The sequence below is a fragment of the uncultured Sphingomonas sp. genome (assembly GCF_964244235.1).
Lineage (GTDB): Bacteria > Pseudomonadota > Alphaproteobacteria > Sphingomonadales > Sphingomonadaceae > Sphingomonas.
In genome coordinates this window covers 1-13,541 of the sequence record NZ_CAXTII010000023.1, presented here as the reverse complement: position 1 = coordinate 13,541, position 13,541 = coordinate 1, and the positions used below count along the sequence as shown (strand labels likewise).

Annotated in this window: 18 protein-coding genes and 1 tRNA gene; 11 read left to right on the top strand and 8 right to left on the bottom strand. The window is 66.7% G+C overall.

Going from position 1 to position 13,541, the window contains the following annotated elements:
• Nucleotides 1-10 precede the first annotated feature (10 nt).
• The 4 genes from ACFE7D_RS06050 to grxD all read left to right on the top strand — a co-directional run bounded on the left by ACFE7D_RS06050 (nt 11) and on the right by grxD (nt 2,033).
• Nucleotides 11-1,060, top strand: a complete 1,050-nt coding sequence (locus ACFE7D_RS06050; RefSeq protein WP_375394532.1) for a Glu/Leu/Phe/Val dehydrogenase — start codon at nt 11-13, stop codon at nt 1,058-1,060.
• 76 nt (nt 1,061-1,136) lie between these two features.
• Nucleotides 1,137-1,460 (top strand): DUF1476 domain-containing protein, encoded by a 324-nt coding sequence (locus tag ACFE7D_RS06045; protein ID WP_375394531.1) that lies wholly within the window; start codon nt 1,137-1,139, stop codon nt 1,458-1,460.
• Nucleotide 1,461: 1 nt separating this feature from the next.
• Nucleotides 1,462-1,704 (top strand): BolA family protein, encoded by a 243-nt coding sequence (locus ACFE7D_RS06040; protein ID WP_375394530.1) that lies wholly within the window; start codon nt 1,462-1,464, stop codon nt 1,702-1,704.
• Nucleotides 1,704-2,033, top strand: coding sequence for a Grx4 family monothiol glutaredoxin (grxD, locus tag ACFE7D_RS06035; RefSeq protein WP_375394529.1), 330 nt, complete (start codon nt 1,704-1,706; stop codon nt 2,031-2,033). Before ACFE7D_RS06040 ends, grxD begins: the two co-directional genes overlap by 1 nt.
• A gap of 79 nt (nt 2,034-2,112) precedes the next feature.
• On the opposite strand, the gene ACFE7D_RS06030 is transcribed toward grxD, so the two are convergent.
• Nucleotides 2,113-2,355, bottom strand: a complete 243-nt coding sequence (locus ACFE7D_RS06030) for a hypothetical protein (protein ID WP_375394528.1) — start codon at nt 2,353-2,355, stop codon at nt 2,113-2,115.
• Here ACFE7D_RS06030 and ACFE7D_RS06025 point away from each other — a divergent pair.
• From ACFE7D_RS06025 to ACFE7D_RS05995, 7 genes are all read left to right on the top strand, one after another.
• On the top strand, nt 2,354-3,214 hold the full coding sequence (locus ACFE7D_RS06025; protein WP_375394527.1) for an MBL fold metallo-hydrolase: 861 nt from the start codon (nt 2,354-2,356) through the stop codon (nt 3,212-3,214). The two genes, ACFE7D_RS06030 and ACFE7D_RS06025, sit on opposite strands and share 2 nt — an antisense overlap.
• A complete protein-coding gene (locus tag ACFE7D_RS06020) occupies nt 3,211-3,897 on the top strand; it encodes a hypothetical protein (protein WP_375394526.1) in 687 nt (228 codons plus the stop codon). Before ACFE7D_RS06025 ends, ACFE7D_RS06020 begins: the two co-directional genes overlap by 4 nt.
• 87 nt (nt 3,898-3,984) lie before the next feature.
• Nucleotides 3,985-4,365 carry a hypothetical protein gene (locus tag ACFE7D_RS06015; protein WP_375394525.1) on the top strand — a complete coding sequence of 127 codons (381 nt, stop codon included), beginning with the start codon at nt 3,985-3,987 and terminating at the stop codon, nt 4,363-4,365.
• A gap of 5 nt (nt 4,366-4,370) precedes the next feature.
• Nucleotides 4,371-5,372 carry a quinolinate synthase NadA gene (gene nadA, locus ACFE7D_RS06010; protein WP_375394524.1) on the top strand — a complete coding sequence of 334 codons (1,002 nt, stop codon included), beginning with the start codon at nt 4,371-4,373 and terminating at the stop codon, nt 5,370-5,372.
• Nucleotide 5,373: 1 nt separating this feature from the next.
• Nucleotides 5,374-6,267: a carboxylating nicotinate-nucleotide diphosphorylase gene (nadC, locus tag ACFE7D_RS06005; RefSeq protein WP_375394523.1), complete on the top strand. Its 894-nt coding sequence runs from the start codon at nt 5,374-5,376 to the stop codon at nt 6,265-6,267.
• A gap of 10 nt (nt 6,268-6,277) precedes the next feature.
• Entirely contained in the window at nt 6,278-6,715 is a 438-nt protein-coding gene (locus ACFE7D_RS06000) for a hypothetical protein (protein WP_375394522.1), read from the top strand.
• On the top strand, nt 6,712-7,434 hold the full coding sequence (locus ACFE7D_RS05995) for a ribonuclease T (protein ID WP_375394521.1): 723 nt from the start codon (nt 6,712-6,714) through the stop codon (nt 7,432-7,434). The genes ACFE7D_RS06000 and ACFE7D_RS05995 overlap by 4 nt, the downstream gene beginning before the upstream one ends.
• On the opposite strand, the gene ACFE7D_RS05990 is transcribed toward ACFE7D_RS05995, so the two are convergent.
• The 7 genes from ACFE7D_RS05990 to aroA all read right to left on the bottom strand — a co-directional run.
• On the bottom strand, nt 7,431-7,853 hold the full coding sequence (locus tag ACFE7D_RS05990; RefSeq protein WP_375394520.1) for a DUF4112 domain-containing protein: 423 nt from the start codon (nt 7,851-7,853) through the stop codon (nt 7,431-7,433). The genes ACFE7D_RS05995 and ACFE7D_RS05990 overlap by 4 nt on opposite strands.
• Nucleotides 7,850-9,274, bottom strand: coding sequence for an ABC transporter substrate-binding protein (locus tag ACFE7D_RS05985; protein WP_375394519.1), 1,425 nt, complete (start codon nt 9,272-9,274; stop codon nt 7,850-7,852). The genes ACFE7D_RS05990 and ACFE7D_RS05985 overlap by 4 nt, the downstream gene beginning before the upstream one ends.
• 5 nt (nt 9,275-9,279) lie before the next feature.
• Nucleotides 9,280-9,363: transfer RNA gene (locus ACFE7D_RS05980), tRNA-Leu, on the bottom strand.
• 55 nt (nt 9,364-9,418) lie between these two features.
• Entirely contained in the window at nt 9,419-9,697 is a 279-nt protein-coding gene (locus ACFE7D_RS05975) for an integration host factor subunit beta (RefSeq protein WP_375394518.1), read from the bottom strand.
• 184 nt (nt 9,698-9,881) lie between these two features.
• Nucleotides 9,882-11,600, bottom strand: coding sequence for a 30S ribosomal protein S1 (gene rpsA, locus ACFE7D_RS05970; RefSeq protein WP_375394517.1), 1,719 nt, complete (start codon nt 11,598-11,600; stop codon nt 9,882-9,884).
• A gap of 245 nt (nt 11,601-11,845) precedes the next feature.
• A complete protein-coding gene (cmk, locus tag ACFE7D_RS05965) occupies nt 11,846-12,472 on the bottom strand; it encodes a (d)CMP kinase (protein WP_375394516.1) in 627 nt (208 codons plus the stop codon).
• Nucleotides 12,469-13,541 (bottom strand): 3-phosphoshikimate 1-carboxyvinyltransferase (aroA, locus tag ACFE7D_RS05960; RefSeq protein WP_375394515.1); only part of this gene is annotated, 1,073 nt, incomplete at its 5' end. The genes cmk and aroA, both read right to left, overlap by 4 nt.

Sequence of the window (13,541 nt, the reverse complement as noted above, 5' to 3'; positions counted from 1 at the left end):
ATTTTGAACGATGACCAGCGGCTGGGGTTTTCCCGATTTCGACGATCATGAGGGCGTGCACCTCTTCACGGACCCAAGTTCGGGGCTGCGTGCGGTGATCGCGATCCATTCGACCGCGATGGGGCCGGCCGCGGGCGGCGCGCGCTTCTGGCATTATGCGGACAGCGACGGGGCGATCACCGACGCGCTGCGCCTGTCGCGCGGCATGAGTTTCAAGAACGCGATGGCGGGCCTGCCGCTCGGCGGCGGCAAGGGTGTCGTGCTGGCGGATGCGCCGGGTGCGACGATCGGCGACGCGCAGCTTCAGGCGTTCGGCCGCGCCGTCGATTCGCTCGGCGGGCGCTACGTGACGGCCGAGGATGTCGGCATGTCCGAAGCGCGGATGAAGGTGATCGCCAGCCAGACGCGTTACGTCTCCGGCCTGCCGGTCGCGAGCGGGGCGGCGGGCGGCGATCCCGGCCCTTACACCGCGCAAGGGGTGTATCTGGGCGTGAAGGCCGCAGCGGCGCGCGGGCTGGGTGCGACGGACATGAAGGGCGTCCGGGTCGCGATCCAGGGCGTCGGCTCGGTCGGGGGCGGGCTCGCGCGGTTGCTGGCGAAGGACGGAGCGGTGCTGACGCTGGCGGACGTTGATGATATACGCGCGCAGGCGCTGGCGGAGGAACTGGGCGCGGTCGCGGTTTCGGCGGAGGCGATCCTGTCGGCAGACGTCGATCTGGTCAGCCCCAACGCGCTCGGCGCGATCCTGACCGAAGCCAGCATCGCCGCGCTGAAGGCGAAGGTCATCGCCGGCGGCGCGAACAACCAGATCGCGACGCCGGCGGATGGCGACCGACTTCACGAACGCGACGTCCTGTATGCGCCAGATTACGTCATCAATGCGGGCGGCATCATCAATGTCGGGCTGGAATATCTCGGCCAGGGCGACGAGGCCGAGGTGGTGACGCGTATCGCCCGCATTCCCGCCCGGCTGAGCGAGATCTGGGACGAAAGCGAGCGTACCGGCACGCCCGCGGCGCATGTCGCCGATGCCATCGCACGGCGGCTGATCGGCCGCTGAACCGCGCTGCGGTTGCGTGCCCTCGGTACCCGTCCTATCTCATGAAGCGATGACCGGTACGGGGACGCGCGACGCCATGACCATTTTCGACGACCGCGAACGCGGCTTCGAGGCCAAGTTCGTCCATGACGAGGAAATGGCGTTTCGGATCGTCGCGCGCCGTAACCGCCTGCTCGGGCAATGGGCGGCGGCGCATATGAAGCTGACCCCCGAAGAAGCCGATGCCTATTCGCGCTCCGTGGTGCACGCCGAATTCGAGGAAGCGGGCGACGAGGACGTCGTGCGCAAGCTCGTCGGGGACCTGTCCGCGGCGGGGATCGAGGTCGACGACGCGCAGGTGCGCCAGGCGCTGGCCGACAAGACCGTCGATGCGCGCCGACAGCTGATGGAATTGAAATAACATGCCGATGGCCGCTGACGACATCGCCGCGATGATCCGCGCCGGCATCCCGGATGCCGAGGTCGAGATCACCGATCTGGCCGGCGATGGCGACCATTATGCCGCCCGCGTGGTTGCCCCCGGCTTTGCCGGCATGACCAGGGTGAAGCAGCATCAGCAGGTTTATGCCGCGCTCGGCGGCCGCATGGGTGGCGTCCTCCACGCGCTGCAACTGACCACCGCATCTTCCCGAGGAATTCCGTGATGTCCGACCTGACGACCGAAGACACGCTCGCCCGTATCGATACGCTGGTGAAGGCCAGTCCCGTGGTACTGTTCATGAAGGGGAGTCCGCTGTTCCCGCAATGCGGCTTCTCCAGCCGCGCGGTCGCGATCCTCAATCATCTGGACGTCGAGTTCGAAAGCGTGGACGTTCTGCAGGACCAGGCGATCCGTCAGGGGATCAAGGGCTATTCCGACTGGCCGACGATCCCGCAGCTTTACGCGAAAGGCGAATTCGTCGGCGGGTCGGATATCATGATGGAAATGTACGAAAGCGGCGAACTGGCCGATCTGCTCGTCAAGAAGGGCTGAAAGGCCGGGTGCGGGCGGGCGACGCGAGATCGGTAGCAGCGTCGGCCCGCCCTGCTGAAGCGCGCTGCGCTCGGCTGCCTCACAGGTAGCAGCGTTCGTGCCAGCCCGGGCGGTCGGCGGTTTTGCGCGGGTTCGGATGGTTAATGGACATGGCCGCTGATCTGCGCATGTAAGAAACGGCGACATCATGCTCGTGGTCGGCACTTTCGGCTTGCTCCGTCTGGAGGGCCAACCGGACGTCGGGCGGGTGAGAAGCGTCAGCGCGCCCGATGGCCCGGCAAGACTTGCCAACCGTGGCTTTCACCGCCAATTCGTTTGCCATGGACGACGCCACCGGACTACCGATCGCGCTCGAACCGCTGGTCACTCGCGTTCTGGCCCCCAATCCGTCGCCCTACACCTTCACCGGCACGCAGACGCACGTCGTCGGTACGACCGACCTCGCGGTCATCGATCCCGGGCCCGACGATCCCGGCCACCTGGCCGCGATGACCGCGGTCATCGCGGGGCGACCGGTGCGGGCGATCGTCGTCACCCATCATCACCGCGACCATAGCCCTGCCAGCCGTCCCCTCGCGCTCGCGACGGGTGCGCCGATCGTCGGGGCGGCACCGTTCGCCATCCATGGCGAGAGGGCGCAGACCGACGCGGCGTTCGATGCCGACTATGCACCCGACCGGGTGCTGGAGGATGGGCAGGGGATCGCCGGAGACGGCTGGACGCTGACCGCGCTGGCGACCCCGGGGCATACCTCGAACCACCTCGCCTTCGCGCTACTGGAAGCGCAGGGGGGCACGGGCGCGCTGTTCAGTGGCGATCACGTCATGGGCTGGTCGACCACGGTCGTCTCGCCACCTGATGGCGACATGGCGGCGTATATGGCCAGTCTGGAGCGACTGAAGGGCCGCGACGAGGCGATCTATTATCCCGGCCATGGCGATGCAGTGAAGAACCCGCGCCGGCTCGTCCGGCACATGATCGGTCACCGCCGCCAGCGCGAGAGGCAGGCGCTGCGACTGCTCGGCGAGCGCGCGTCGGCGCTGCCCGAGTTGACCCGGGCGATGTATGCCGGGCTCGACGAGCGGCTGCTGCCCGCGGCCGAGCGCTCGGTGCTCGCACATCTGATCGACCTCGAACGTCGGGACCGCGTTCACCGCGACGGGGAGCGCTGGGCTACGTGAGGCGATTGCTCCAGGCGCTGGCGATCGTCGTTCTGCTCGGCGTCGGCTATGCGGGATGGCTCCGCTATCGCGAACGCTATGTCGTCGAGACGCGGGACGACGGCGTGGCGGTGGCGAAGGTCGTTGCCGAGCGCTTTGCCCGATCCGCGTCGCTGCGGGTCGGTACGCTGTCGGGCATGGTGCAAAGTACCGCGACCGATGCGCGCGGGCTCGGCCTGCTCCGGTCCGATCGGGTCGTAAAGGCGCCGTACGCCGTCGATTATTTCGTCGATGCAGGCCAGATCGGGCCGGGGGCCATGCGCTGGGACGCGAGCGCACGCACACTGCTCGTCGATGCGCCAGACGTGACGGTTGGCCCATCCAGCATCGACGAGGCGCATCGCACGCTAACGCGCGACCGCGGTCTGTTCGTCACCCGCGGCGCGTTCGAGGACATGAGCCGGGCCACCGCCGTCAAGGCGCAGACGATGGTGGAGGCGCGGGCGCGCGACCCGAAGAACGTGGCGCTTGCCCGAGACAACGCCCGCGTCGTGATCGCCGATCTGCTGGGCGCCCCGCTCCGCGCGGCGGGCTTCCACGGCGTGACGGTCCGGGTGCGTCTCGCAGGCGACCCGAGGCCGTCCGAGGACCAACGCCGCTGGGACGTATCGCGCTCGATCGAAGACGTGCTGAGGGAGCCATGAGACTTTGCTTTCATGGCACAGTCGGCGTCAACTTGCATTATCTTCCTGATCTCAACAGACGGCGACCTTCTCACGGGGCCTTGATCGATGGCGACCATCGCGGAGCGGGTTGGAACCGCCGACCAAAGAGACCGGTTCTTCGGCCATCTCGCAGTCGTCATGGCGCTGACGGTCGTCATCGGCTTTTCGACGCAATTGATCGCCGGTCGTTCGAGCTTTCATGTCCGCCCTCTGATCCATCTTCACGCCGTCGCATTCATGGGCTGGACGATGTTGTTCACGATCCAGGCGCAACTCGGGTGCGGGGTGGGACGCCGTCGCTCCATCGCCGACTCGGCTGGATCGGCGTGGGCTGGGCGGTCGCGTTGGGTGGCGGTGACGGCGGACGCGCCCGGGGCGGCCGTTCCGGGCAGGCTGCTCGGCTCGCCACCCAGCGGGTTGCGTGGACCCGCCCAAGCCGCCATCTGAGGCACATGACCTGTCAGCCCAACGTCCTGCGCGGCCTCGACCTGCGCGCCGAGATCGACCGACTGCGCAAGGATCGCAACGCCGTCATCCTCGCGCATTATTATCAGAAGCCCGAAATCCAGGATATTGCCGACTTCGTCGGCGACAGTCTGGATCTCAGCCGAAAGGCGCAGGCGACCGACGCCGACGTCATCGCGTTCTGCGGCGTTCGCTTCATGGCGGAGACCGCGAAAATCCTCAGCCCGCAGAAAATCGTCGTTCTACCCGACATGGACGCGGGGTGCAGTCTGGAGGACAGCTGTCCGCCCGACCAGTTCGCCGCGTTCCGCGCGCAGCACCCCGATCACATCGCGCTCACCTACATCAACTGCTCCGCCGCCGTGAAGGCGCTCAGCGACGTCATCGTCACATCCTCTTCGGCTGAGACGATCCTCGCCAAGCTGCCGTCAGATCAGAAGATCATCTTCGGCCCCGACAAGAATCTCGGCGGCTATCTCGCGCGCAAGACCGGCCGCGACATGTTATTGTGGCCGGGGGTGTGCATCGTCCACGAGGCGTTCAGCGAGACCGAGTTGCTGAAGCTGCAATTGCTGCATCCCGGCGCGCCGATCGCGGCGCATCCGGAATGTCCCGCGGTGATCCTGGACCATGCCGACTATGTCGGATCGACCCGCGGCATCCTGGAATTCGCCCAAAGCTTTCCGGGCGACACGCTGATCGTCGCGACCGAGCCGCATATCATCCACCAGATGGAAAAGGCGCTGCCGGGCAAGACCTTCATCGGTGCGCCGGGGGCGGACGGGAACTGCAACTGCAACATCTGCCCGTACATGGCGCTGAACACGATGGAGAAACTATACGTCGCGCTGCGCGATCTCGAACCGCGGATCGAGATCGAGGAAGGGTTGCGGCTGAAAGCGAAGAAGAGCCTCGACGCGATGCTGTCGATGGCGAGCGCCACGATCGGGCAGGGTGATCTTGGCCCGGCGCGCGTGACGGGCGACTGACATGGCGTTCGTGCTCGACGGATTCGACCTCGACGCTTTCGTCGCCGCGACGCTGGCGGAGGATCTTGGCGATGGGGGCGATATCACGTCCGCGGCGGTCATCCCGGCGGAGGCGCGGTTTCGGGGGGTGATGGCGAGCCGCGACTCGATCACCGTCGCCGGGCTTGGCGTGGCAGCGGGGTTCTTTCGTACGCTCGATCCGGAAGTGGCGATCGTACCGCTGGTCGAGGACGGTGCCGCGGTTGCGGCCGGCGGCGTGCTGATGCGGCTGGAGGGCAGCGCGCGCGCGATGCTGACGGCGGAGCGATCCGCGCTCAACACCGTGCAGCATCTGTCGGGCATCGCCACGCTGACGCGCGCCTATGTCGACCGCATCCTTGGGACGGGCGCGATCCTGCTCGACACGCGCAAGACCATACCCGGTCTGCGCCGGCTGGAGAAATACGCGACCCGGATGGGTGGCGCGCAGAATCACCGGATGGGGTTGTGGGACGCGGCGATGATCAAGGACAATCACGTCGCGGTGGCCGGCGATGTCGGCGAAGCGGTGGCGCGCGCGAAGGCGGCCGGGATCGCCCGCATCATCGTCGAGGTCGACCGGATCGATCAGATAGAACCCGCGCTCGCGGCGGGCGCAACGCATCTGCTGCTCGACAACATGACGCCGGCGGTGCTGCGCGGGGCGGTGACGCTTGTCGGCGGCCGCGTACCGACCGAGGCGTCGGGAGGCGTGACGCTGGAAACGATCCGCGACATCGCCGCGACGGGGGTGACCTATGTTTCCGTCGGGCGATTGACGCAATCCGCGCCGGCGGCGGATATCGGGCTGGACTTTGCGCTGGTTCGATCGGGCTTGGCGATCCGCGCAACAGGCGATACCCCTCTTTTATCATAGGGGGTGTTAGATGGTCCGACCGCAGTCGATCGTTCGCTACGAACGTTTGTATCTTTCTTCGTTCGCGCTGGGATTGCTCGCGTCCGTACTGACCTGGTCGGCCCGCGCCGGCGCGCTTTCGATGAACCCGCTGCTGGCGGGAAAGACCTGGCTGTTATGGATGACGCTCGCGCTGGATATCGTCATCTCGCTGCTGCTCTGGCGTTTCACCGCGCGTACGCCGAGCATCGTGGCGAAATGGATCGTCACGGTCTTCGCGGTCTTCGCCGCGATGGGAATCCTGTTTTCGATATTCCAGCTTGCTACCGCGCGCATCCAATTGGGCATGCCGGTGTTGCTCATGGCGGCGGTGAACATCCTCTATATCGCGGCCGCGACCCTGTTGTTCCGCCGCGACGCGGTGCATTGGTTCGGCGAAATCCCGGTCGGCGAGGAGCCCTTCGCATGAAGCGTGTAATCCGCGCGGCGGCGCTGCTGTCGCTTGCATGGCCGGTGGCCGGCCGGGCGCAGGTCAGCGATTGCACGCCGCCGACCGCGCCGGTCTCCGTCCATCCCGAATTGCCGACGGCGGAACAGCCCGCGCGGCAGGAACCGATCGGCGGCTATACCCTCGCGCTTACCTGGACACCGCATTTCTGTCGCCAGACAAGTACCAGACCCGGCGCGGACTTCGAATGCGGCAATCACGCCGGAGGGCGGTTCGGCTTCGTGCTGCATGGACTGTGGCCGGACGGGATCGGCGCGGCCTGGCCGCAATATTGTACGACCACGCCCCTGTTGCCTCCGCGCGTGATCCGCGGCGCGATGTGCACGACGCCGTCCGCGCAATTGCTGCAGCACGAATGGGCGAAGCACGGGACGTGCATGGCCGGCTATGATCCCGCGCGGTATTTTCGTCTGTCCACCGGGCTGTATGCGAAGCTTCGCTTCCCCGACATGGACGCGCTCGCCGCCGCACCGCCGAACGCGGGCGATCTCGCGCTTGCGATGGCGAAGGCCAATCCCGGTCTGCGCGCGGACGGCATGCGGATCACGACAGACCGCCAAGGCTGGCTCGACGAGATCTGGCTGTGCCTGGGCAAGACCTTCGCCTTCGTCCGCTGCGACCCCGGTCGTGGCGGCGTGTCGCCCGGTACGTCGCTCAGGATCGCGCGCAGGACACCCTAACCCTCGATCGTCACGCTCGCCGGGAAATGCCGGTCGAGATGACGGTGAATGATCTTCAGGTTGCGACTGTTCGACCGGAAAAAGAAATCGGGGACCGCGCCGATCAGCGGGATCATGCCGAGCGCCCAGTCGACACAGACATTGCCGAGCATTCGCGCCATCTGCAGCTTCGACATCCCGATATTGCGCGCTTCCCACACCATCCATGCGCCCAGGGCGGCGGCAATGCTGGTGCCTGCGAACGGCAGTGCGTCGAGAATGACGTCGAGCCCGATCCGGCGGTTTATGCCGGGGATCACGAAAAGCCCCTCGAGCAGATGCTCCATCGCCTCGACCCGGCGACGCACCGAGACGGGATCGCGGCCGACCGGCAGCCGATCGAGAAGGGTCTGGCCCATACGGGTCCGATCGAAATTCATTGCGGGTAACTGGTGTCGGCGCGAAGCCGGTTCAACGGGTGCCATGCCCGAGGGTTGGGCTGGAACTGCCGTAACCGGGTCGCCACGAGCGACCACCGAAGCGGGTGCGCGATCGGGATGAAAGCCACGTCCTGCGCCAGGGCGAGGTCCGCGTCCGCAAGCCGACGGCTTCGTTCCTCCAGCGTCGGCGCATCGCGGGCCGCGAGGATCGCCGTCAGCGCCGCAGCCCCGCACGGCGCGCATGCGTTCGCGAAATACCAGCGCGCGCTGTCATAGGGGGCGACCCGGTCGATCAAGCGAAGATCGGCGTCCGCGGTTGCCGCGACCCGGGTCGCGATGGCACCGATCGCGATCAGCGAGGCCGCGATCTGGCCGTAGAGCAAGGTTGCCCCGGGCCCGGTCGGCAACGCGATCCGCAACATCGGTCGGACCGGCCATAAGCCGACATGCGCCTTGGCCGCCGCCACGCGGTCGGCGAGCGGCACCTGCGCCCAGACGGGAACGACCGGCGGCGCGGCGGAGTCGAGCGCCTCGGGCAGGATCTGTTCGGTCGATGCCCAGTTGGGACGAACCGCAGCGGTCGCGGCACCGCGGTCGATCGCTTGCGCCACCGCGGCGCGGTTGACGGGATCAGCGAGAAAGCCATCGCGATTGGCGAACGCAAGCCCGAACAGTCCGGCCGCGGGGTCGACCTGGATGTTGGCGGGGGCGATCGAAGCCTGCGCCAGGATCGGCCAGTCGACGAACGTGCCGCCGGCGACCAGGTCCGAGTCGCGATGGGCGAAACGTGCGATGGCCAGCGACGCCCGCTCGCCGATCAGCCGGACCTCCGTTTCCGGCGCAAGTGTCCGCAGGTCGTCCGGATCGGCACGGTCGCGGTCGAAGGCGGGGCGCAGGAGGGGGCTGCGCCCTTCTACCGCGATCCGGAAAGGACCGCTGCCGCCCGGCGGGTTCGTCCGCACCAGTGCGAGTTCGGGTTGGGCAAACAGCTTCAGCAGGTCGGGCCGCGGGCGTTTCAGCCGGACCTCGATCACCTGCGGCGTCATCACGACGATGTCGCCGATCGCGGTGAGAAAAGGGGCCAGCGGATTGCGCGAACCGGGGGCGATCTGTCGTTTCAGGATGGCGACCACCTGATCGGCGGTAACGTGGTTGCCATCCTGCCACTCGGCATCGCGCAACCGGAAGATGTAGGTCAGGCCGCCATCGATCACGATCCAGCGTTCGGCCAGTCCCTGTTCGATCTGCCCCCCGGCATCGAACCGGACAAGCCCCTGTGCGAGCGAATCGACCATCAGTTTTTGCGCGGTATCGGGTCGGCCGCGCGCGGCATCGACCAGCGCCGGCGTCCCGCCGATCGCGCTGACGATCACCGGACCCTTGTCGGGACGGCGGTCGCAGCCGGTCAGGGCGATCGCCAACAGGATGGTGCGGACGGCGGGACTTGAACCCGCACTCCGATGGAAACCGATTTTAAGTCGGCAGCGTCTACCGATTTCGCCACGTCCGCACACCGGGATACGAGAAGCGCAGCGAAGCGCTACCGTCAAGGCGCGGCACGCATCCTACACGTTCAAACGGACGCGCATTTCCTTGCCAGGCTTGAAATACGGCACGCGCTTCGCATCGACCGGTACGGTTTCGCCGGTACGCGGGTTGCGACCGCTCCGCGCGTCACGCGCCCGCGTCGAAAAGGAACCGAAGCCGCGAAGTTCGACCCGGCCGTTCGAAGCCAGCCGGTCGGAGATGGCGTCGAAGAAGGCACTGACGATCGCCTCCACATCGCGCATGGCGAGCGTCGGGTTGGCGTCGAGGATATTCTGGACAAGTTCGGAACGGATCATCATAGCTATCCCCGGCTGCCGTCGTACTCTCGCTAATCGATTGATCCAGGTCAATCGAAAATCCTGCGCGGGAAACCGGGCGCGACATCCCGCTGTCGCGGAACCGGACAGGAAGCATCTCAAACGCAAAACGGCCGGGATGCGTATCGCACACCCCGGCCATCCGAAACGATCGATGCGTCGATCAGTCCTTGGTCGTCTCGCCCCGCGCCTTCAGCGCCTCGCCGAGGATGTTGCCGAGGGTTGCGCCCGAATCGGACGAACCATATTGCGCCACCGCCTGCTTCTCTTCGGAGATCTGCATCGCCTTGATCGAGAAAGTGGGCTTCTTCGACCGATCGAACCCGGTGACCATCGCGTCGAATTTCTGCCCGACCTGGAACCGCTCCGGCCGCTGCTCGTCGCGGTCGCGGCCGAGATCGGTGCGCTTGATGAAGCCGGTCGCGCCATCGTCGCCCGCCTGGACCTCGAGACCCGCATCGCGGACTTCCAGAACGGTGACGGTGATGACCGCGTTCTTGTTCAGGCGATCACCCGATGCCGCAACACCGCCGGCCGCTGGCCCGCCACGCTCGAGTTGCTTCATGCCGAGCGAGATCCGCTCCTTCTCGGCATCGATGTCGAGCACGATTGCCTGGACGGTCTCGCCCTTGCGGTGCAGGTTCAGCGCGTCCTCGCCGGCGACGCCCCAGGCGATGTCCGACATATGGACCATGCCGTCGACGTCGTTGTCCAGACCGATGAACAGGCCGAACTCGGTTGCATTCTTCACTTCGCCCTCGACCGTCGAGCCAACCGGATGCTCGGCCAGGAACGCTTCCCACGGATTGGCCTGTGCCTGCTTGAGGCCAAGCGAGATGCGGCGTTTCTCCTGATCGACCTCGAGGACGACGACATCGACCTCCTGGCTGGTCGACACGATCTTGCCAGGGTGGACGTTCTTCTTCGTCCACGACATTTCGGAGACGTGGACGAGGCCCTCGATACCCGCTTCCAGCTCGACGAACGCGCCATATTCGGTGATGTTCGTGACCCGGCCCGACAGCTTCGCGCCGATCGGGTATTTGGTCGACGCGGCATCCCAGGGATCGCTCTCGAGCTGCTTCATGCCCAGCGAGATGCGCTGCGTGTCCTTGTTGATGCGGATGATCTGCACCTTCACGGTATCGCCGATGTTCAGCACTTCGCTCGGATGGCCGACGCGCTTGTAGCTGAGATCGGTGACGTGGAGCAGACCGTCGATCCCGCCCAGATCGACGAACGCACCGTAATCGGTAATGTTCTTGACGACGCCGTCGATGATCTGGCCCTCGGCGAGGCTGAGGATCAGGCCCGAACGCTGCTCGGCGCGAGTCTCTTCCAGGACGGCGCGGCGCGACACGACGATGTTGCCGCGCTTGCGGTCCATCTTCAGGATCTGGAAAGGCTGCGGGATGTCCATCAGCGGGGTCACGTCGCGGACCGGGCGGATGTCGACCTGCGAGCCGGGCAGAAACGCCACGGCGCCGTTCAGGTCGACGGTGAAGCCCCCCTTCACGCGGCCGAAGATCACGCCCTCGACACGGGTGGTCTTCGAGAATTCCTGCTCCAGCTTGTCCCAGGCGGCTTCGCGGCGGGCGCGGTCGCGCGACAGCATCGCCTCGCCATGCATGTTCTCGACGCGGTCGACATAGACCTCGACCTCGTCGCCGACCTTCAGCTCCGCCTTCTGGCCCGGCGCTGCAAATTCGCGAAGCGGCACGCGCCCTTCGGACTTCAGCCCGACGTCGATGACGGCCATGTCGTTTTCGATCGCGGTGACGGTGCCGTGCACAACGCGGCCTTCGAAGCTGTCGGCACCGCCGAACATTTCGTCCAGCATCGCGGCGAAGTCATCGCGGCTCGGCATTACCTGGGTAGCCATAAAGTCCAATATTCCTAAGTCGTTCGTTGCCGGCCAGCCGGTTGTATCCGGCGGTCTTGGCTTTCACGCTGCCGCGCAGGCCCCGTGCCGGCGCGGCATCCGACATCGGACATGCACGGAGGGCTAGACGCAAGATGCGAAAAGGGCGCGTGAAGACCATGCTTCCGCGCCTACCTCCGCGAACGTCTGTCCGCCGGATGGTTCGTCCTTAGCGTTCGGGGCTCCGGCGCGCAAGATCGGAACGCCTATTGCAGCAGCCGAGCCGCCTCCACGAGGGCGATCGCCTTTTGCACGCTCGAATCGATCGACAGGAAACTGGTATCGAGCAGCGCCGCGTCGGCCGCCATGACGAGCGGCGCGGCGGACCGGCTGCTGTCGCGTTCGTCGCGCTGGCGGATATCGGCGAGCACGCGGTCGAAGCTCGTAAGGCCGCCGCGTCCCTGAAGTTCCGCATGTCGACGCTTTGCCCGGATACGCGGCGTCGCCTTCACGAACAGCTTGGCATCGGCATCCGGCGCGATGACGGTGCCGATGTCGCGGCCATCCAGGATCGCGCCGCCCGGCAGATGCGCGAACCGCTTCTGCCGCTGCAGCAGCGCGGCGCGGACGAGCGGGTGCGCCGATACGATCGATGCGAGCCGCCCGATCCGGTCGTCCCGCAAGCGTGGGTCCTCCAGCATCCGCTCTTCGAAATCGCATGCTGCGACCGCATCGGCTTCCTTTTCGGGGTCGAGGTCGAGCTGTCCCACCGCAAAGGCCACCGCGCGGTACAGCAGCCCGGTATCGAGATGCGGCAGCCGGTAATGCCGTGCCAGCGCCTTCGCGATCGTGCCCTTGCCGCTGGCCGCCGGCCCATCCACCGCGATGATCATGCGCGCCCCGTCAACCGGTCGAGCGCGACGAGGAAATCGGGATAGCTGGTGCCGATCGGTGCGACATCGTCGATCGTGACGGGGTTCGCCGCGTGGAGCCCCGCAACCGCCATGCTCATCGCGATCCGGTGGTCCAGCTTCGACGCGACCGTCGCGCCGCCGGGGATGGCCTCGCCGCCACTGCCGGTGATGGCTAGACCGTCGTCATATTCCTCGACCGCGACGCCGCAGGCACTGAGCGCCGCGTTCATCGCCGCGATCCGGTTGGATTCCTTGACGCGCAGTTCGTGCGCGCCGCGCGCGACCGTCCGGCCGCTTGCGAAGGCGGCGGCGACGAACAGCACCGGATATTCGTCGATCATGCCCGGCGCGAGATCGGCGGGCACGTCGATGGCGGACAAGGCCGCGTGGCGGACGCGCAGATCGGCGACCGGCTCGCCGCCGACGATGCGCGGATCGATCGCCTCGATATTGGCTCCCATCAGACGCAACACGGTCAGCAACCCGGTACGCGTGGGGTTCAATCCGACATTCGCGATCGTCACGTCCGATCCGGGAACGATGCAGGCCGCCACCATCCAGAACGCCGCCGAGGACGGGTCCCCCGGAATTGTAATCGACTGGGGTCGAAGCTCCGCCTCGCCGGTCAGCGAGATGATGCGGCCCGCCGGCGTCTGTTCGACCGTCAACGCGGCCCCGAACCCTGCCAGCATCCGTTCGCTGTGATCGCGCGTCGCGACCGGTTCGGTCACGCGGGTCGTGCCGGGCGTATTGAGCGCGGCGAGGAGGATCGCCGACTTCACTTGCGCCGAAGCGACGGGCAGCGTGTATTCGACCGGCACCGCGGGGCAGAGCCCGCGCAGCATCAACGGCAGGCGTCCGCCGGGGCTTGCGGTGATGTCCGCCCCCATGCGCGACAAGGGTTCGATCACCCGGGCCATCGGACGCCCCGACAGCGACGCGTCGCCGACGAACGTCGCGGTGATCGGGTGGCTCGCGACCAGTCCCATCAACAGTCGCGTCGAGGTGCCCGAATTGCCCATGTCGAGCGCGGTCTTCGGCTGAAGCA

Bases quoted from the DNA above. Each gene is read 5' to 3' on its own strand.
- ACFE7D_RS06050 (WP_375394532.1), top strand. From the start codon at position 11: ATGACCAGCGGCTGGGGTTTTCCCGATTTCGACGATCATGAGGGCGTG.
- ACFE7D_RS06045 (WP_375394531.1), top strand. From the start codon at position 1,137: ATGACCATTTTCGACGACCGCGAACGCGGCTTCGAGGCCAAGTTCGTC.
- ACFE7D_RS06040 (WP_375394530.1), top strand. From the start codon at position 1,462: ATGCCGATGGCCGCTGACGACATCGCCGCGATGATCCGCGCCGGCATC.
- grxD (WP_375394529.1), top strand. From the start codon at position 1,704: ATGTCCGACCTGACGACCGAAGACACGCTCGCCCGTATCGATACGCTG.
- ACFE7D_RS06025 (WP_375394527.1), top strand. From the start codon at position 2,354: ATGGACGACGCCACCGGACTACCGATCGCGCTCGAACCGCTGGTCACT.
- ACFE7D_RS06030 (WP_375394528.1), bottom strand. From the start codon at position 2,355: ATGGCAAACGAATTGGCGGTGAAAGCCACGGTTGGCAAGTCTTGCCGG.
- ACFE7D_RS06015 (WP_375394525.1), top strand. From the start codon at position 3,985: ATGGCGACCATCGCGGAGCGGGTTGGAACCGCCGACCAAAGAGACCGG.
- nadA (WP_375394524.1), top strand. From the start codon at position 4,371: ATGACCTGTCAGCCCAACGTCCTGCGCGGCCTCGACCTGCGCGCCGAG.
- nadC (WP_375394523.1), top strand. From the start codon at position 5,374: ATGGCGTTCGTGCTCGACGGATTCGACCTCGACGCTTTCGTCGCCGCG.
- ACFE7D_RS06000 (WP_375394522.1), top strand. From the start codon at position 6,278: ATGGTCCGACCGCAGTCGATCGTTCGCTACGAACGTTTGTATCTTTCT.
- ACFE7D_RS05995 (WP_375394521.1), top strand. From the start codon at position 6,712: ATGAAGCGTGTAATCCGCGCGGCGGCGCTGCTGTCGCTTGCATGGCCG.
- ACFE7D_RS05990 (WP_375394520.1), bottom strand. From the start codon at position 7,853: ATGAATTTCGATCGGACCCGTATGGGCCAGACCCTTCTCGATCGGCTG.
- ACFE7D_RS05975 (WP_375394518.1), bottom strand. From the start codon at position 9,697: ATGATCCGTTCCGAACTTGTCCAGAATATCCTCGACGCCAACCCGACG.
- rpsA (WP_375394517.1), bottom strand. From the start codon at position 11,600: ATGGCTACCCAGGTAATGCCGAGCCGCGATGACTTCGCCGCGATGCTG.
- cmk (WP_375394516.1), bottom strand. From the start codon at position 12,472: ATGATCATCGCGGTGGATGGGCCGGCGGCCAGCGGCAAGGGCACGATC.